Origin of the sequence: Pectobacterium sp. F1-1, from assembly GCF_025643735.1 — a bacterium.
GTDB lineage: Bacteria > Pseudomonadota > Gammaproteobacteria > Enterobacterales > Enterobacteriaceae > Pectobacterium > Pectobacterium colocasium.
In genome coordinates this window covers 1,012,812-1,031,122 of record NZ_CP104733.1, presented here as the reverse complement: position 1 = coordinate 1,031,122, position 18,311 = coordinate 1,012,812, and the positions used below count along the sequence as shown (strand labels likewise).

At 52.8% G+C, this 18,311-nt stretch carries 17 protein-coding genes and 1 pseudogene; 8 read left to right on the top strand and 10 right to left on the bottom strand.

The window, feature by feature from the left end; genetic code table 11:
• Positions 1-115: 115 nt before the first annotated feature.
• From thyA to rppH, 4 genes are all read right to left on the bottom strand, one after another.
• Positions 116-910: a thymidylate synthase gene (thyA, locus tag NAL19_RS04515; protein ID WP_263058878.1), complete on the bottom strand. Its 795-nt coding sequence runs from the start codon at positions 908-910 to the stop codon at positions 116-118.
• Positions 911-945: 35 nt separating this feature from the next.
• On the bottom strand, positions 946-1,812 hold the full coding sequence (gene lgt / locus NAL19_RS04510) for a prolipoprotein diacylglyceryl transferase (RefSeq protein ID WP_103971920.1): 867 nt from the start codon (positions 1,810-1,812) through the stop codon (positions 946-948).
• 225 nt (positions 1,813-2,037) lie between these two features.
• Positions 2,038-4,284, bottom strand: a complete 2,247-nt coding sequence (ptsP, locus tag NAL19_RS04505) for a phosphoenolpyruvate--protein phosphotransferase (protein WP_263058877.1) — start codon at positions 4,282-4,284, stop codon at positions 2,038-2,040.
• A gap of 12 nt (positions 4,285-4,296) precedes the next feature.
• Positions 4,297-4,830 carry an RNA pyrophosphohydrolase gene (rppH, locus tag NAL19_RS04500; RefSeq protein WP_225087113.1) on the bottom strand — a complete coding sequence of 178 codons (534 nt, stop codon included), beginning with the start codon at positions 4,828-4,830 and terminating at the stop codon, positions 4,297-4,299.
• Between the two features lie 696 nt (positions 4,831-5,526).
• Between rppH and mutH the strand changes: the two genes are divergently transcribed.
• From mutH to NAL19_RS04480, 4 genes are all read left to right on the top strand, one after another.
• Positions 5,527-6,222, top strand: a complete 696-nt coding sequence (gene mutH / locus NAL19_RS04495) for a DNA mismatch repair endonuclease MutH (protein WP_263058876.1) — start codon at positions 5,527-5,529, stop codon at positions 6,220-6,222.
• A 237-nt stretch (positions 6,223-6,459) separates the two neighbouring features.
• Positions 6,460-7,176: a TerC family protein gene (locus NAL19_RS04490; RefSeq protein WP_225087111.1), complete on the top strand. Its 717-nt coding sequence runs from the start codon at positions 6,460-6,462 to the stop codon at positions 7,174-7,176.
• A 186-nt stretch (positions 7,177-7,362) separates the two neighbouring features.
• Positions 7,363-7,569, top strand: a complete 207-nt coding sequence (locus NAL19_RS04485; RefSeq protein WP_284144945.1) for a YgdI/YgdR family lipoprotein — start codon at positions 7,363-7,365, stop codon at positions 7,567-7,569.
• A 206-nt stretch (positions 7,570-7,775) separates the two neighbouring features.
• Complete coding sequence (locus NAL19_RS04480) at positions 7,776-8,816, top strand: NADP(H)-dependent aldo-keto reductase (RefSeq protein WP_225087109.1); 1,041 nt, start codon at positions 7,776-7,778, stop codon at positions 8,814-8,816.
• A gap of 125 nt (positions 8,817-8,941) precedes the next feature.
• Here NAL19_RS04480 and NAL19_RS04475 read toward each other — a convergent pair whose 3' ends face one another.
• The 3 genes from NAL19_RS04475 to trmB form a co-directional block, all read right to left on the bottom strand.
• Positions 8,942-9,655, bottom strand: coding sequence for a DUF2884 domain-containing protein (locus tag NAL19_RS04475; RefSeq protein ID WP_263058875.1), 714 nt, complete (start codon positions 9,653-9,655; stop codon positions 8,942-8,944).
• A 158-nt stretch (positions 9,656-9,813) separates the two neighbouring features.
• Entirely contained in the window at positions 9,814-10,158 is a 345-nt protein-coding gene (locus tag NAL19_RS04470; protein ID WP_180743640.1) for a YggL family protein, read from the bottom strand.
• A 1-nt stretch (position 10,159) separates the two neighbouring features.
• Positions 10,160-10,879, bottom strand: coding sequence for a tRNA (guanosine(46)-N7)-methyltransferase TrmB (trmB, locus tag NAL19_RS04465; protein ID WP_012773573.1), 720 nt, complete (start codon positions 10,877-10,879; stop codon positions 10,160-10,162).
• A 165-nt stretch (positions 10,880-11,044) separates the two neighbouring features.
• On the opposite strand from trmB, the gene mutY reads away from it, so the two are divergent.
• From mutY to NAL19_RS04445, 4 genes are all read left to right on the top strand, one after another.
• Positions 11,045-12,151: an A/G-specific adenine glycosylase gene (mutY, locus tag NAL19_RS04460; protein WP_263058874.1), complete on the top strand. Its 1,107-nt coding sequence runs from the start codon at positions 11,045-11,047 to the stop codon at positions 12,149-12,151.
• Complete coding sequence (locus tag NAL19_RS04455) at positions 12,148-12,420, top strand: oxidative damage protection protein (protein ID WP_225087105.1); 273 nt, start codon at positions 12,148-12,150, stop codon at positions 12,418-12,420. The genes mutY and NAL19_RS04455 overlap by 4 nt, the downstream gene beginning before the upstream one ends.
• Before the next feature lie 53 nt (positions 12,421-12,473).
• Entirely contained in the window at positions 12,474-13,547 is a 1,074-nt protein-coding gene (gene mltC, locus NAL19_RS04450) for a membrane-bound lytic murein transglycosylase MltC (RefSeq protein WP_225087104.1), read from the top strand.
• Between the two features lie 95 nt (positions 13,548-13,642).
• Entirely contained in the window at positions 13,643-14,749 is a 1,107-nt protein-coding gene (locus NAL19_RS04445) for a helix-turn-helix domain-containing protein (protein WP_263058873.1), read from the top strand.
• On the opposite strand, the gene NAL19_RS04440 is transcribed toward NAL19_RS04445, so the two are convergent.
• From NAL19_RS04440 to NAL19_RS04430, 3 genes and pseudogenes are all read right to left on the bottom strand, one after another.
• Positions 14,712-15,755 carry an alpha/beta hydrolase family protein gene (locus tag NAL19_RS04440; RefSeq protein WP_263058872.1) on the bottom strand — a complete coding sequence of 348 codons (1,044 nt, stop codon included), beginning with the start codon at positions 15,753-15,755 and terminating at the stop codon, positions 14,712-14,714. The two genes, NAL19_RS04445 and NAL19_RS04440, sit on opposite strands and share 38 nt — an antisense overlap.
• 245 nt (positions 15,756-16,000) lie before the next feature.
• A pseudogene (locus NAL19_RS04435) lies at positions 16,001-16,835 on the bottom strand (phosphoenolpyruvate hydrolase family protein).
• A gap of 13 nt (positions 16,836-16,848) precedes the next feature.
• Positions 16,849-18,072 (bottom strand): Tm-1-like ATP-binding domain-containing protein, encoded by a 1,224-nt coding sequence (locus NAL19_RS04430; protein WP_263058871.1) that lies wholly within the window; start codon positions 18,070-18,072, stop codon positions 16,849-16,851.
• Between the last annotated feature and the right edge of the window lie 239 nt (positions 18,073-18,311).

Below are 18,311 nucleotides of genomic sequence, written 5' to 3'. Positions count from 1 at the left end.
TACGTAGCGGCTCGCAATGTTTTACTGCAACAATGTAACAACAGAAAAAGCGTGCGGGGAGGCGGGGGAAACAAAAAGGGCCGCATGACGCGGCCCTGAAAAGTGTGGGGAAGTTTTAGATCGCAACCGGTGCTTTGATGGCGGGATGCGGATCGTATCCCTCGATTTCAAAGTCCTCGAAGCGATAGTCGAACAGCGTATCCGGGCGACGCCTGATCACCAGTTTAGGCAGCGCACGCGGTTCACGGCTCAGCTGTAAGTGCGTCTGTTCCAGATGGTTGTTGTACAGATGCGTATCACCGCCAGTCCAGACGAAGTCACCCACATCCAGATCGCACTGCTGCGCCACCATGTGCACCAGCAGCGCATAGCTGGCGATGTTGAACGGCAGGCCAAGGAAGATATCGCACGAGCGCTGATAAAGCTGGCAAGAGAGTTTGCCATCCGCCACGTAGAACTGGAAAAACGCGTGGCACGGCGCCAGCGCCATTTTGTCCAACTCGCCCACGTTCCAGGCAGACACGATAATGCGGCGGGAATCGGGATCCTGTCTCAACTGGGTCAGGACATTCTTCAACTGGTCGATCTGGCGGCCGTCTGCGGCTCCCCATGAGCGCCACTGCTTACCATAAACCGGCCCCAAATCGCCGTTTTCATCTGCCCATTCGTCCCAAATACTGACTTTATTTTCATGCAGATAAGCAACATTGGTATCGCCGTTCAGGAACCAGAGCAGTTCATGAATAATTGAACGCAGGTGGCATTTTTTAGTGGTAACCAGCGGGAACCCGTCCTGCAAGTTGAAACGCATCTGATGGCCGAAAATAGAACGCGTTCCCGTGCCGGTACGGTCGGCCTTCGGCGTGCCCTCTTCAAGCACTTTTTTCATCAGATCCAGATACTGTTTCATACTACCTCACCACAAAATTAAAAAAGGACGGCGGATTATTGCTGCGCAGGCTGACGACGATAGGCCCAGACCATCATCAAAATACCCGCGATCACCATTGGCAGCGACAGAATTTGCCCCATGCTGAACAGATCGCCGAACAGCCCCAACTGAGCATCTGGCTGGCGGAAGAATTCGGTGATAATTCGGAACGTACCGTAACCGATCAGGAAAAGCCCTGAGACGCTGCCCATCGGCCGAGATTTACGAATAAAGAGATTCAGGATGATAAACAGCGCCACACCTTCCAGCATCATTTGATACAGTTGGGAAGGATGACGCGGCAGCATGCCATACTGATTGAAAATCGCCTGCCACTGCGGGTTGCTGACGGCCAGCATCATATCTTCGCTGCGCGAACCTGGGAACAGCATGGCCCACGGGGTATCCGTCGTCACGCGCCCCCACAGTTCGCCATTGATGAAGTTGCCCAAACGACCAGCTCCCAGCCCAAAAGGAATCAAGGGAGCAATAAAATCAGCGACCTGGAAGAAATGGCGTTTGGTGCGATGCGCGAACCACAGCATGACGCAAATAACGCCCATTAAGCCACCGTGGAACGACATACCGCCATCCCAGACTTTGAAAAGATAGAGCGGATTTTCAAGAAATGACGGGAAGGCATAAAACAGAACATAGCCCAAACGCCCGCCGACGAAGACCCCAAGGAACCCCATATACAGCAGGTTCTCGACTTCATCTTTGGTCCAACCACTACCCGGTTTATTCGCCCGACGCACCGCTAACCACATGGCAAATACAAAACCCACCAGATACATCAGCCCATACCAGTGCAGCGCCAATGGGCCAATAGAGAAAATCACTGGGTCAAACTGAGGAAACGCCAGATAGCTTGTCGTCATCATTCACCACATATTTTATTGTGTTATCCCTGCTTTCGGGATCGTCATTGATAGGCAAAAGGCAGGAGAATGAATCCGTCCTGCGAACCGCGGTGGCGAATCATAGCATACGCACCCGCGCTCGTTGCTTGCATCGGGGAAAAGTTCTGTAAAACATTGAGTCGCTATTAAACATTTACTCGCAATTAACTGTCGATGTATTCGTCAATATCGCCTCACGGCAACTTAGCGCCCGCCGCGAATCAAGCCACCCAGCCCGCGCTCTTCCATGAAAATCGCCGCCCACTGACGGACTTCCGCAGCGCTTTGCGCGCCCAGCAATTGTTGTACTAACGCCTGCGACTCAGCCAGCGTAATCTGGCGCAGCAGATATTTAATTCGCGCCACGCTGCGCCCGTTCATACTGAGCGAGCGATAGCCCAGCCCGGTCAGCAACAGTGCGCCAAGCGCTTCTCCCGCCATTTCACCGCATACGGAAAGCGGGATGTTATGTCGCTCGCATTCAACAGCAATCATATTCAACGCCTGCAACATGGAAGGATGCAGACTGTCATAAAGCGATGCCACATGCGCGTTGTTACGATCTACCGCCAGCAGGTACTGCGTCAGATCGTTGGTGCCAACTGAAACAAAATCGATGCGGGAAGCCAGATGAGGAAGCAGGAACAGCATCGACGGTACTTCGATCATGATGCCAATCCGCGGTTTAGGCTGCGGGAAGCCCAATAATTCCTCGACTTCGCCCGCCGCCTGATCGATCAGGCGACGCGCTTCACTGATTTCATCCAGACTGCTGATCATCGGCAACAAAATGCTGAGATTGCCACTATGCGCGTTAGCCCGCAGCATGGCGCGCACCTGAATCAGAAAGATTTCAGGTTGATCGAGCGTAATCCGAATACCGCGCCAGCCAAGGCACGGGTTCTCTTCGCTAATGGGCAAATAAGGCAGCGGCTTATCTGCGCCGATATCCAGCGTGCGCAGCATCACCGTGCGCGTAGGATAAAGCTGCAACATGCTTTGGTATTGCGTCATCTGTTCATCTTCGGACGGAAAACCGCTTTGCAGCATAAAAGGGATTTCCGTACGGTACAGACCCACGCCATCAACCTGATTGATGAAACGCTTTTCGTGTTCGGCGCTTAACCCGGCATTCAACATGACCTGAATACGTTCACCGCTTTTCAGCACGGCAGGCTGTTCCATTTCGCCTTCGGCCAGACGGGTCAGCTCGTTTTCTTCCGTCAGCAGACGCTGATATTCCTGTACCAGCACGGGTTCAGGATCGACCAACAGCTCACCGCGATAGCCGTCGATAATCAGCAAGCGCTGATGCAGCAGATCGGGCTGAATGTCCGCCCCCACCAGCGTCGGAATCCCCATCGCACGCACAAGAATCGCCGCGTGAGAATTAGCCGCACCATCGTACACAACAACGCCCGCCAGCCGCTCTGGCGGCAGCTCCGCCAGCAGCGTCGCCGTTAATTCGTCCGCTACGAGGATAAAGCGCTCAGGCCACTGCCCCATGATTTGCGCGTTATCATCGAGGTGAAACAGCAACCGTTGCCCCAACGCGCGCAGATCGCCCGCCCGTTCTCGTAAATACGTATCCTGCAAATTGGTGAACTGCGCGGCAAAACGTTCGATCACCAGTTTTACAGCCCACTCGGCGGCGTTGCCCGCATCCACTTCCTGAAAAAGTTCTCGTTTTAGCCGCGCATCATTCAGCAAGTGCGAGTACAAATCGAAAATCGCCGCGCTCTCTTTCTGCGCGCTGGCGCTAAACCGCTTGCTGAAACGACGGAATTCCGCCGTTGCCTCTTCCAACGCCTGCGTTAAACGGGAGCGCTCACGCTCGCTGTCCAGACTCGACGCGGGAAATACTTGATCCAGAGAAGGCTGAGTACAATCCTGCCAGCCAGGGGCGATCGCCACACCGGGGGCGGCAACCAGCGCTTTCACGCGCGTCTGACGGTATTGACCGAAGAGCGTTTTGATCTGCGAAAGGGAGAGAATAGCGGCCATCTGCGTGGCCAGCGTCACCATGAACGATTCTTCGTTTTTATCAAACTGACGATGTTCACGCTGTTGCACCACCAGTACACCCAGCAGGTGGCGACGGTGGATAATGGGAACGCCAAGAAAAGAGCGAAAATGTTGCTCTTTCACCGCGGGGATATATTTGAAACTGGGATGAGCACGGGCATCGGCCAGGTTGATAGGCTCAGCGCGTTGACCAACCAGCCCGACAATACCTTGCCCAAACGCCAGCGTAACCGTGCGCCCGCGCGGCTTTTTCAACCCGCGCGTTGCCATCAGGTAATAGCATTGACGATCGTGATCGGCCAGATAAATGGAACAGACTTCCGTGTCCATAGCCTGACAGGTCTCATTGACCAGAATGTCCAGCGCATCACTAAGGCGGGCCGTTGCCGCAACGTTTTCGACAATTTCTCGCAAGCGCGTGAGCATAATGTGCCTGAATTACCCTCTTTTTCGCCGAGGACCGGACGGCGTTGTCATCCGAGCCGCAGCACTCTCCTGAAGCAATATCACCGGGTTGATAAATTCCTTCATCACACGACGATACACATCTCGCTTAAAAGAGACGACCTGACGTACCGGATACCAGTAACTCACCCAGCGCCAACCATCAAATTCCGGCGTGCCGCTGCTCTGCATATTGATATCCGACTCATTACACATCAACTGTAGCAAAAACCATTTCTGCTTCTGGCCGATACAGACCGGTTTTGTATCCCAACGCACCAAACGCTTTGGTAATTTATAGCGTAACCAGTTACGGGTAGATGCCAACACGCGCACATCCTTTTTTCTTAACCCGACTTCTTCAAACAGTTCGCGGTACATCGCCTGCTCAGCACTTTCACCGGGGTTAATCCCCCCCTGCGGAAACTGCCAGGAGTGCTGACCATAGCGCCGGGCCCACATCACCTGCCCCTGCCGATTACAAATTACAATACCAACGTTTGGGCGGTAGCCATCATCATCGATCACCGGACTACCTCGATAAACATCAATGCAAAGATGACCTGATTGTTTCACACTCCCGTCAGGCGGTAAACCACTGCTTAGAAAGCATGTGATACTAATAAAATTAAGATAACCCACAGATAAGATCAAAGTTATAAACACGTGAAGACTGGAATCCGCAATTTATTCACTTTTTCTGTGGACATCTTTGTGCAGAACCCATGAAGAAGTGAGTAAAACTCATTTTTGATGAAGAAAAAAAACCACCATAAATTAAAAAATAGTGCTTTCTATTCATAAAATTACAAACCGTTTTACTGGCAATGGTGAACCCTTGATGCTTGTTCAAATGGCATACAATGCAAGATTGGCGAAAGATCGCGCTACGTCGATTTTATCCACAGGTAATGCCTCAAACTCAGGCAATAAATAGGCAAAAACAGCAAAAAGGCCGCGAGTCAAGGCTGTAAATCGAACCAGTAATTCATGTCTATGTGGGTTATCCAAGAAATCTGTGGATAACCTAGTGTAAGATCCTGTTTATTGTCGGTGGCTATACGTGAACAGTTTGCAAAACCCAGCAAAGTGATCACCATCACACTGAAAAAAAACGCTACGAATCATGCTATTATTGTTTTTCTCCACCGTCTTGCAGGCTGTGCATGGGTATTCCCCATCTGTTGTATTTTTTTTGAGCGGAAAAATATCGGGCTATACGCTATGAATTCACCCACGGTTCACACGACTGCGCCGCCACATGAGCACGCTTTGCTGGAACGCGCACAATCCCTCGCGGGTTATAATCTCGCGGAATTAGCGGACATAGCACGCTTGCAGCTTCCCGCCAACCTGAAACGCGATAAAGGCTGGATTGGCGTCTTGCTGGAACGTTTTCTGGGAGCCAGCGCAGGCAGCAAGCCCGAGCAGGATTTCCCTGACATCGGCGTTGAGCTAAAAACCATTCCGATTGATGAACAAGGTAAACCGCTGGAAACCACTTTCGTTTGCGTTGCGCCGTTAACAGGCAACAGCGGCGTTACGTGGGAAAGCAGTCACGTACGACACAAGCTCGCACGGGTGCTATGGATTCCAGTGGAAGGCTCGCGACACATTCCATTGGGAGAACGCCGTATTGGCACGCCGCTGATCTGGAGCCCCAGCGAAGAAGAAGAGGAGCAGTTGCGCTGCGATTGGGAAGAGTTAATGGACCTGATCGTGCTTGGTCAGGTAGAAAGCATCACCGCCCGGCATGGAGAAGTCCTGCAATTACGTCCCAAAGCGGCAAATAGCCGAGCACTAACGGAAGCCATTGGCGAATTTGGCCAGCCAATTCTGACCTTGCCGCGCGGGTTCTACCTGAAAAAAACCTTTACCGCGCCGCTGCTGGCCCGCCACTTTATGCAGCTCAGCAACTGAGCGTCATTAGGCTATGCTTCATCAGTACGATACTTCGTCGTACACTGGTTTTATTGCGACAAGGGAATATGACCTGGGAAAAGCCTGACGCCGACCCAGAGTAAAAGGGACGCCAGCACATGGAGCACATGCGAAGTATGACGAGTATATCTTTACGACATCACACTTTCGCTTGCCTACGCACCGAGCTGGCAGAGTATAATATCGTTTACGTTTCGTTTAAGGTGTATTGATATAATGTTTGATTGGATTGTTGATCCGAACGCATGGTTGGCATTGGGAACGCTGACTATTCTGGAAATCGTTCTTGGGATCGATAACATTATTTTCCTGTCTCTGGTTGTCGCCAAACTGCCTAAAGCCCAACAAAACAAAGCACGCCGCATCGGGCTGATGGGGGCGATGTTGATGCGTTTGGGGCTGCTCGCTTCCATTGCCTGGGTCATGCGTCTGACTGACCCGCTGTTTACCGCATTCGACAACGAAATTTCCACGCGTGACCTGATTCTGTTCTTCGGGGGGCTCTTCCTGATCTGGAAGTCGAGCAAGGAAATTCACGAAACCGTCGAAGGCGGTTCAGAAGACCATACTTCCAAGGTGTACTCTTTCTTTGGCGCGATTGTGCAAATCATGCTGCTGGATATTATCTTCAGTCTGGACTCGGTGATAACCGCCGTTGGCCTGTCTGACCATCTGTTCATTATGATGGCAGCCGTCGTTATCGCCGTTGGGGTCATGATGTTCTCCGCGCGTCCTATCGGCGAGTTTGTCGAACGCCACCCGTCCGTCAAAATGCTGGCCTTGTCGTTCCTGATTCTGGTCGGGTTCACCCTGATTCTGGAAAGCTTCGACGTTCACGTACCGAAAGGCTATATCTACTTCGCCATGTTCTTCTCAATGTCCGTCGAGGCGCTGAACCTGCTGCGCAGTAAAAAAGAGAAAACGGCACACTGATCGCCGCAGAGTGAGCGCTCAAAACGCCAAACGACCTAATCAGGCGGCCACCAGCCGCCTGATTACACAAAATTAACGCCCCCAACACGCATTTTTTCCATTATTCCTACGTTATCCCTCTCAACCCTTTGCTAGACTCACTTAAGTTTTTGCATTTATTAACGGGTTAATACAATGAAAGTACGGATGAAAATGGCAGTCACACTGGCGTTATTATTTACCCTTGCGGGCTGTTCCAGTGACTACGTGATGGCGACAAAAGAGGGGCAAATGCTTCTGACGCAGGGAAAACCCGTGCTGGATAAAGATACCGGGCTGCTCAGCTATATCGATGAGCAAGGTAATCAGAAACAGATCAACAGCGACCAAGTTTCCCAGATCGTGCAGCGCTAACGGCAGCGTTAGCCCGATATTCCCCCCATCGGGCGACGCACTCTGGCAGAATCCTGCTAAAGGGCAGCAGAAGAGACTTCCCCACTCGCCACGGCTTCGTTATAGTCAAATTCAGGTGTGTTCTCCCAAACTCATTGGAATCGCAAAAAATCATGCGGAAATGAGGAGAAAGACACCTGCTATTTTCAGACATAAGGAAGCTGGCAATGCAATATCACCGTATTCCCCATAGTTCTTTAGAAGTGAGCGTGCTGGGTCTTGGTACGATGACCTTTGGCGAACAGAACAGCGAAGCAGACGCTCATGCCCAGTTAGATCACGCCATTGCCGCAGGTGTTAACCTGATTGACACAGCAGAAATGTACGCCGTTCCTCCACGCCCGGAAACACAGGGGTTAACCGAGAGCTATATCGGTTCCTGGCTGAAATCCCGTGGCGGCCGTGAAAAACTGATTGTGGCGAGCAAAGTCTCCGGTCCTGTGCGCGGAAACGATCACAGCATCCGCCCGCAGCAGGCGCTGGACAGAAAAAATATCCGTGCTGCGCTGGACGCCAGTCTGCAACGCTTGAACACTGACTATATCGACCTTTATCAGTTGCATTGGCCACAGCGCCAGACCAATTGTTTTGGCAAGCTGGCCTATCAATATACTGACGACAAACCGGTCGTTACGCTGCTGGAAACGCTGGAAGCGCTGAGTGAACAGGTTCGTGCCGGTAAGATTCGCTACGTCGGCGTCTCTAACGAAACCCCGTGGGGCGTGATGCGCTATCTGCATTTGGCGGAAAAACACGATCTGCCGCGCATTGTGTCGATCCAGAACCCCTACAGCCTGCTGAACCGCAGTTTTGAAGTCGGCTTAGCGGAAATCAGCCAGCATGAAGGCGTAGAACTTCTCGCCTATTCGTCACTGGCATTCGGTACGCTGACGGGTAAATACCTGAATGGCGCAAAACCCGCTAACGCGCGCAACACGCTATTTAGCCGCTTCACCCGCTATACCGGCCCGCAGGCTCAGGCGGCCGTTGCCGAGTACGTGGCGCTGGCGCAAAAGCACGGTTTGAATCCGGCGCAAATGGCATTGGCATTTGTGCGTCAGCAGCCGTTCGTCGCCAGCACGTTGTTAGGTGCGACCACGCTGGAGCAGTTACAAATCAACCTCGACAGCCAAAACCTGACGCTGGACGGCGAGATCCTTGATGAACTGGAAGCGATCCACCGTCGATTCACGTTCCCAGCACCGTAAACGACAAAACCGGGCACTGCCCGGTTTTCTTTAATGGGTTCACAAAAACAATGCATTCACAAAAACAATGCATTCACAAAAACAATGCATCCACAAAACAAGGCGTGAACAAAAACGCTGAACGATTACTTCAGCGTTTGCAGCAGGCTCTTGCGCTGGTTTTCTAACGACGTCACGCGACTGCATACGTCATTACCAAAGCGCTGGAATTCCAGTTCCTGATTATTCCACTCGGCCTGAATCGCTTTCTGCAAACCGCCGAGGTTGCCCATCATTGCCTGTAGCGGGTTACCGCCGCTGGACATCTGTTTTACGCCCATCTCGTTCAGGCTATCCTGCAAGACGCCGCCCATGCTTTGCTGCACGATCTGCTTACCATCTTGCTCAACCTGCTTAATCGCCTGATGGTGGAACGTCAGACCATCACTGCGGTGTTCGATAATACGGTTCATCTGCTGTTTGAGCTGTTTATCCAGCGTAGTCAGACGGTTACGCACATTGCTGTCGCTGCCGAGTTCCTGCACGATCACTTTATCCAGCGCGACTCGCGCTTTTTCAAGATGCTGTTGCGCGCCCAGATCGATCCACGGCAGTTGCTGGCGCAAATCCGCCTGATAGGCTTTAGCCTTCTGGCGCTGTTCGGCGTTCAGGGTCAGCGGCGTACCGTTACGGACTATGTCGCCCTGCGGGGAAAGCTGTAAATTGCCGCTGGCACCCACGACCTGCACGTGCTGCGGACTAATAATGATGTCGTCCTGCGGGTTCACGTTGCACTGGTAAGCTGCCTGCGCTTGCCAGGACAGCAACATCAATAAACCCAAGGTCATTTTACGCGACATATTTTCTCCTGAAGAAAACAACGGCAGTGGCGAGAAAGCGGCAATGTGCCTTTTGATGAGGCGGATAACGCCTGAGCCATCATCCGCTCAGGCGTTTTTTTACTTAGCTTAACGCGTTGGCGTAAACCAAAGCTCTTCTGCTTTTACTGAAGCAAAAATTACAGCAGGTTTTCTGGCAGATCCCACCAGATATCGAACAGATCGCTGACTTTCACATCTGTCAGTTTCTGTTCTTCCAACCAGCGACTAACCAGTTGGCGGTGCTCTTCGGTACAGTGACCCAGTTTTTGCAAGCAGATGAGACCTTCCCAGTACAGATAACCGCTGCCTTCAAATGCCAGACCCTGTGGTTCAATCACCTCATCAACGAACTTATCCATCAGTTGATCGATGTCTTCCACGTTAGTGCCTTCAGGAAAGCGGAAGCTGACCGAAAAGCCTAATTCCTGAAACTCATCAATGTGCAGTTTTTTACGTAAACGACGGCTACGAGCTTGTGCCATTTTATTTTATCCTCTCAAACATCAGATCCCATACGCCATGCCCCAAACGCTGGCCGCGCGCTTCAAATTTCGTCAGCGGACGGGAATCCGGCCGCTCAACGTAGTCATTCTTATCGGAAAGGTTGCGGTACCCGGCGACAGACGTCATCACTTCGAGCATATGTTGCGCATAAGGTTCCCAATCTGTTGCCATATGGAACACGCCGCCAACCTTCAACTTGCTTTGTACCAGTTCAACGAAAGGCACCTGGACGATGCGGCGTTTATTATGGCGGGCTTTATGCCACGGGTCAGGGAAGAAGAGTTGAACCATCGACAGCGATCCATCGGGGATCATCTTCATCAGCACTTCGATCGCATCGTGGCACATCACGCGCAGATTGCTGATGCCCGCCTCCTGTGCGGAAGCGAGACACGCCCCCACGCCCGGAAGGTGAACTTCAATACCGAGAAAATTCTGCTCAGGATGCTGTGCTGCCATCGTTACCAGCGAGGCGCCCATCCCAAAACCAATTTCCAGCACCACTGGCGCGTCACGACCAAATAGCGCGTTAAAATCTACCTGTTCGGTTTGATATTCCACGCCCATCACCGGCCAGTAGTTATCCAGCGCCAGCTGTTGCCCGTTGGTCAAACGCCCCTGACGGCGGACAAAACTGCGGATACGACGCATCGGGCGCCCATTTTCATCAAATTCCGGTGAAATGACGTTGTTAATCATAAAGAGTGCTTACTTGCTGTCCGATTTCGTTAAGGAAACGCGCATTATGCAAGGATACCGTGGTTTAGCAAGCCCACCGCCTCGGAAAGTTCCGGTTTACAGCACATTCACTCTGTGCTGGAATCGCTGTCAAACTTTTTACCTGTCGGATAGTGACCCCATTTTATGATGCAAGCGCAACAGTTCGCCCATCAGGTGCTGGACTGGTATCAACGCTATGGCCGCAAAACCCTGCCGTGGCAGCTTGAGAAAACTCCCTATAAAGTATGGCTATCCGAAGTGATGTTGCAACAAACGCAGGTCACCACGGTTATTCCCTATTTCCAACGCTTTATGGAACGTTTTCCCAATGTGAGCGCGCTGGCGGCAGCGCCGCTGGACGAAGTGCTCCACTTATGGACCGGGCTGGGCTACTACGCCCGTGCGCGCAACCTGCACAAAGCGGCACAGACCATCGTGTCACGCCACGGCGGCGACTTCCCCACCACCTTTGACGAAGTCGCGGCGCTGCCGGGCGTCGGACGTTCTACCGCCGGTGCCGTGCTGTCGCTCTCTCTTGGCCAGCATTACCCGATTCTCGACGGCAACGTGAAGCGCGTGCTGGCACGCTGCTACGCCGTTGAGGGCTGGCCGGGCAAGAAAGAGGTCGAGAAGAAACTGTGGGCGCGGAGTGAAGACGTCACACCAGCCGAGGGCGTCAGCCAGTTTAATCAGGCGATGATGGATCTCGGGGCGATGGTCTGTACCCGCAGCCGCCCCAAGTGCGAGCTGTGCCCGCTGAACACCGGTTGCATGGCGTACGCCAACCACAGTTGGGCGCAATACCCCGGCAAGAAACCAAAGCAGACGCTGCCGGAGAAAACCGGCTGGTTCCTATTGATGCAGCAGGGATCTCAGGTCTGGCTGCAACAGCGCCCCGCCGTGGGTCTGTGGGGCGGGCTATTTTGCTTTCCGCAGTTCAGCGAACGTCGGGAATTGGAACTCTGGCTGCAACAACGCGGTCTGAATCCTGATGGATTGCAACAGCTTGTCGCGTTCCGCCATACATTTAGCCATTTTCATCTGGATATCGTACCGCTCTGGCTGGACGTATCGCAGACCGATCGCTCACAAAACAGGTCCTGCATGGATGACGATGCGGGTCTCTGGTATAACTTAGCGCAGCCGCCGTCTGTCGGACTGGCCGCCCCGGTAGAACGCCTGCTGAGGGAGCTGGCTCACCCGCAGTCTACACGTTTGAATGCCTGCGCAATTGATGAGGAAGAAGCATGAGCAGAACGATTTTTTGTACTTTTTTACAACGCGACGCCGAAGGGCAAGATTTCCAGCTCTATCCTGGCGATCTGGGCAAGCGCATCTATAACGAAATTTCTAAAGACGCCTGGGCGCAGTGGCAAACCAAGCAAACCATGCTGATCAACGAGAAAAAACTCAGCATGATGAACGTTGACGACCGTAAGCTGCTGGAACAGGAAATGATCAAATTCCTGTTTGAAGGGAAGGACGTACACATCGAAGGCTATACGCCTCCGAGTCACTAAAAATGGCGGGCTTTCGGGCCCGTTAACGTCCCTATTCCGACACGGCTTGTTATATGAAGAAAATGTTAGCTTTGCTGGTGATTGCACCACTGCTGGTTTCCTGTTCGGGAAACAAAGGGAATGCCGACAACGAAGAGTTTATCAAGGATACCAACGCCTTCGATATTTTGATGGGCCAGTTTGCCCACAACATCGAAAATATCTGGGGGATGAATGAAGTTCTGATCGCCGGTCCGAAAGACTACGTCAAATATACCGATCAATATCAGACGCGTAGCCACATCAACTTTGATGCCGGTTCCATCACGATTGAAACCATTTCGGCGACCAATTCCGTTGCCAGCCTACGCCAGGCGATTATCACCACCCTGCTGATGGGCGACGACGCCAGTAACACCGATCTGTATTCCGACGCTAACGATATTCAGATTAGCCGCGAGCCGCTGCTGTATGGTCAGGTGCTGGATAACACCGGACAACCGATCCGCTGGGAAGGGCGTGCCGCCAGCTTCGCGGATTATCTGCTCCAGAACCGTCTGCAAAAACGCACTTCCGGCCTGCATGTTATCTGGTCGGTCACGATCCAGCTTGTGCCGAACCACCTGGATAAGCGTGCACACAAATACTTGCCGCTGGTGCGGAAAGCCTCCGAGCGTTACGGCATTGAAGAGTCGCTGATTCTGGCGATTATGCAGACAGAATCCAGCTTCAACCCTTACGCCGTCAGCCGTTCCGACGCGCTGGGTCTGATGCAGGTGGTACAGCACAGCGCGGGGCGCGATGTCTTCAAGATGAAAGGGAAATGGGGACAGCCGAGCCGCAGTTACCTGTTCGATCCAGAACAAAACATCGACGCGGGTACCGCCTATCTGTCGATTCTGAAGAACAGCTATCTGGCCGGTATTGAAAACCCGACGTCGAAACGCTACGCCGTCATCACCGCGTATAACGGTGGCGCAGGCAGCGTGTTGCGCGTCTTCTCCAGCGATCGGGATCGCGCCGTAGGCATTATCAACAGTATGTCGCCGAGCGATGTCTACCAAACGCTGACGACAAAGCACCCGTCAGGCGAATCTCGCCGCTATCTGTACAAAGTAAACACGGCGCAGAAAAACTACCGCCGTTAATTCACGCGTGCCACAGAACGCCGCGCTACCGGAATAAAGCCGGTAGCGCGGTTTCATCACACCAGATATCGACAATAACGTTTCTGAAGAACACGATGACCGCAATTCCCTTACCGTTTATTACCGCACTTCTGTTGGTTATTTTGTTTTTCCGCGTCCGATTTCTGGATATTCAGCACCATTTTTCTAACAAGAACGTTCCTAACAAGAACGCCAAAAAACGCAATGCCAAGACAGAAGCGCTATTCATCGGTGTGAGCTGCCTTGCCCTGACGCTGGTCGCGTTACGCTGGAGCAGTCATGTAGCCTTACCCCTGTTTATCCAACCCGCTATAGCCGCCTCAATTCCGCCACTGCTATGGCTGTGTCTTTTCCCTCACGGCGAAAAGAAATCTGAGGAACTCGTCCGCAGACGTCGCAGCGTTCTCCGGCACCTGTTAGCCCCCTTGCTCATTCTTGGCGCAAGCGTCATCCAGAGCAGAACGGCCGTTCCGCTCATCGATCTGATGCTGGTGAGTATTTACTTCGGTTATGGGTCAGCGCTGATTTACACCGTTCGCCGTCTGCATTCCCCGCTTGTGTGGTGGAAAAGCGCACCGTTTAACGCCGGGCTGTATGTGATTATCTCCGGCGCTATCGATATGATGATTGCTCTGGATATTGCTCTCTACAGCGGCAGTCGCGCGACGACCATCATCACCGCATTCCACTTTTTCATGCTGGCGATATTGACTCTGCTGATCGTCACACACCGTACAAGCCCGCAAGCAGGGCTTGTACCTTCTGTTGACCAGAACCCCGAAGCCCCACCCGCCACCGAAGACGAGCACCAGCTCGCAAAAACGGTAGACGATGTCATCCGCACGCACGCGCTGTATACCGACCCGAATATGACGCTTCAACGCCTGAGTAGACGCATGGGCATACCGCTCCGGCGCTTGTCCGAGACCATCAACCGCGTTCATGGTCGTAATTTTTCGCAGGTGATGAACGAATACCGTATAGAGGAGGCGAAACGCCTCCTCAGCCAAACCGATGCCCGAATCACGGATATCATGTTGGAAAGCGGGTTTCAGACTAAATCCAACTTCAACCGCGAGTTTTTGCGACTCACGGGGATGAGCCCCAGCGTCTGGCGTAGTCAGTACCCACTTCGGGAACAGGCTACGGTTTCCGCCACGCCGCCTGAAGAAACTCGCTGACGTCCTTCACCACTTCCTGATGGATCTGCTCACGCGAACGATCTCCCCCATCGAGACAAATCATGCCGTCCCCTGGGTTCTCAGCGTTGATGATCTCAGCAGCACCCGGTTTACAAATTTGCATGAAACTAAAATGCGTCGCGTCAGCCATTTCCTTATACGCTGAATGCGCTGGCGACAGCTTCTGCGCCAGATCGTGAGATTCCAGCGCCGCAGGCAGTTCCTCATTGGGATACCCCGCCGCCATGATCAATACAGGAATATTTATTGCCGCCAGACTCTCGGCGGTAAACCCTCTCGCCAGCCCCATATCCAGCGAAATCACAGCGCTGATACGCGGATCCGCGAGTGGCTGATCAAGCTGTGCACGCGATGCGGCATTTTTTGCGACCTGCATCTTTTCATACACCTTGCAGGACGCCAGCCCAGCGTGCGTCAGACAATCCTTCTCAAATTGCGCCGAGCTAAAACGCCCACCCGCTAACGCCAATACCGTCCAGCCCCCCAGCGAGTGTCCCACTGCGGCAATCCGCTTCGCATCAACCTGTCCCGTTTTTTCTGGCGTGGCGAGCAATGCCGTAATCACGCGACTGAGATCACGAGGCCGCTGCCAAAGCGCCTGAGCGTTCTCAACACGCATATCTTTAAAGGTGGTGCCGGGGTGGTTGGGCGCGGCAACGATATAGCCTTGTTTAACCAACGCCTGTGCCAGCCAGAGTTGGTTAAACCAACTCCCGCCGTAACCGTGTGAAACCACGATCAAGGGATGTTCACCAGATTTAGGCACGGCGTTTTTACTCACCGCTATGCCAGGAAAGACGGGATTGTCACCCATGATCGTGGTCTGTGAGGATGACGAAACCGGATAAAATACGGCAACGTCTAATGGCCTATTATTGGCCTCATCCGCTAATGCTATCTGTTGAAATCCAATGCCAGCATCCGCCATAACGGCAAAGCTGAGGAGTAAGTTCGTGACTAATCCTATCGTGATACGCCATGTCATACCTATTTCTCCGAAGTTTCTGCACCATGAAAAATAGCATTTATAACAATGACTTTCATCCCTGCGCGACCTAAAACGCTATTGAGTACCTCTCTGTGGTACACAAATTGGTGGGACATAAATCGGTAGGACACAAAAAAACTGCGGCCAGCGTGTGCTGGCCGTATTCCCTGATATTGACGCAAAATTTACCCGCCTTTGTTCCAGCATTGGGACATCAGCAGGTAGAGAGCCAAAAAAGTGTGTTAACGCTTAATTTTTTTGAATTGCTGTGTTGTAGCCGTTAGCGCGGTTTCTGTCGGCAGTCGCTCCATCGAGCTGGCGCCGTAAAAACCATCGCACTGCGGACAATGATCCATAATGAACTGCGCATCCTGCGGTGTTGAAATCGGCCCGCCGTGGCACAGAACAATAACATCCTTACGTATCGCCTTCGCCTCATCTGCCCAGTGATTAATCAACGGCACACAGTCTGCGAGATTCAGCGCCGTTTCCGCCCCAATATTGCCGCCGGTGGTTAACCCCATGTGCGGGACAATAATGTCCGCGCCCGCTTTCGTCATCGCAACAGCATCAGCCGCACTGAACACATAAGGTGTGGTCAGCATGTCTTTTTCATGCGCCAGACGGATCATATCCACTTCCAGCGCATACCCCATGCCGGTTTCTTCCAGATTAGCGCGGAAATTACCGTCGATCAGACCCACGGTTGGGAAGTTCTGTACGCCAGAAAAACCCAGCGCTTTCAGGTCATCCAAGGAACTTGTCAAACTGACAGAAAGGATCGGTTCCGTTCACGCCCGCCAGCACCGGCGTATGTTTCACAACCGGTAGAACTTCTTTCGCCATATCCACGACGATCTCATTCGCGTTGCCGTAAGCCAGCAGGCCAGCCAGAGAACCTCTCCCCGCCATGCGATAGCGACCGGAGTTGTAGATCACAATCAGATCGATGCCGCCCGCTTCTTCACATTTCGCGGAAAGCCCCGTTCCTGCGCCACCACCGATAATCGGCTCACGGCGGGCGATCATTTCGCGGAATTTTGCCAGCAATGCCTGACGATTCATGCCTGACTTCATACTTTTTCCCTTCTTATTTCACTAAAGCCCGAAACGCATCGACAGCCGCGTGGGCAAATAAAGGATCGTTAATATGGAAAGGCAGACGAATAATCTGTCGTCTTGCCGTTTGCTGCACTACGCTCTCCAGCGTGCTGATAAACGCGTCACGCGCTTCCGGGTGCCAGAATGCCTGATCCGGCGCATCCAGCGCGGAGAAGCCGCCTTCTGGGATCAGGAAGCGCACCTCACCTTCACAGCGGTTCAGCTTCTCCCCAATCCAGCGCGCCATCGCGATATTTTCGTCTATCGTCGTACGCATCAGAGTGACCTGTGCGTTGTGGTTGTAGAACAGACGATGCGCGTATTTCTCCGGTATGCTGGCGGGCGAGCCAAAATTCACCATGTCCAGCGCCCCGCAGGAGGCCACGTAAGGCACCTGCGTCTTGGCTATTGCGTCAAACCGTTCCGGCCCACAAGCCAGCACGCCATCAAACAGTAAATCGCACACCTCAGTCGTCGTGAGATCGAGCACGCCAGTGAGCAAATGGCTGTCCACCAGCTTTTCCATCGCTTTCCCGCCGCTACCCGTCGCGTGAAAGACCAGACAGTCAAATTCCGCGTCCAGCAATTTACTGGCTTCCTGAATGCACGGCGTCGTTACGCCAAACATGGTCAGGCCAATCGCGGGCTTATCATCATGATGTTCCTGAATCTTAAACTTCACAGCCCCCGCGATCTGGTGCGCGGCATTACCAAGAACCTGACGAGAAATACGGTTCAGACCCGCCACATCAGTAACGGAATACATCATGCTGATGTCGCTGGCACCGATGTAACCGGAGATATCGCCGGAGGCCATCGTCGACACCATCAGCTTCGGCATCCCGATCGGTAACGCCTGCATCGCAGGCGTGATCAACGCCGTACCGCCGGAACCGCCAAGCCCAAGCACCCCGGCAATGTCATCGCGCGACAGCATGAAGTGCTCAAACGCGATAGCCATGGCACCAATCGCCTGCCCTCTGTCATGGCAAAATACCGCTGACGCCCCCTGCGGGTGGTACGATGCCACCGTTTCTGCGCTGATATCTGTCACCTCTGATACCCGTGCGTCCGTTGACGGCGATGTCGTTGACAGATCGACCGTGACGGTTTTCAAGCCTGTAGCGGCAATCAGATCGCGGACGTAAATCTGTTCTTTCCCTTTAGTATCCGCTGTACTTGCAATATAAACGCTGCCAACTTTACTTCCCACTTGGTCTCCCTCCCACCGTTAGCGAAACAATTAACAGATTGATATAAATGACAATTACAATAATACAAAAACAGACAAGATTAATTTGTCGCCATATTGAGACTTGAGTATCAGAAAGACAAACCATTAAATACCCAAATGAGACAAAAGTCTCAAAATGTTATGTATGGCATTACATTAACAGTAAGAAAGCTTGACGTGGCACAAGAATCACTCAATTTGCTATAGTTCAGGCGACA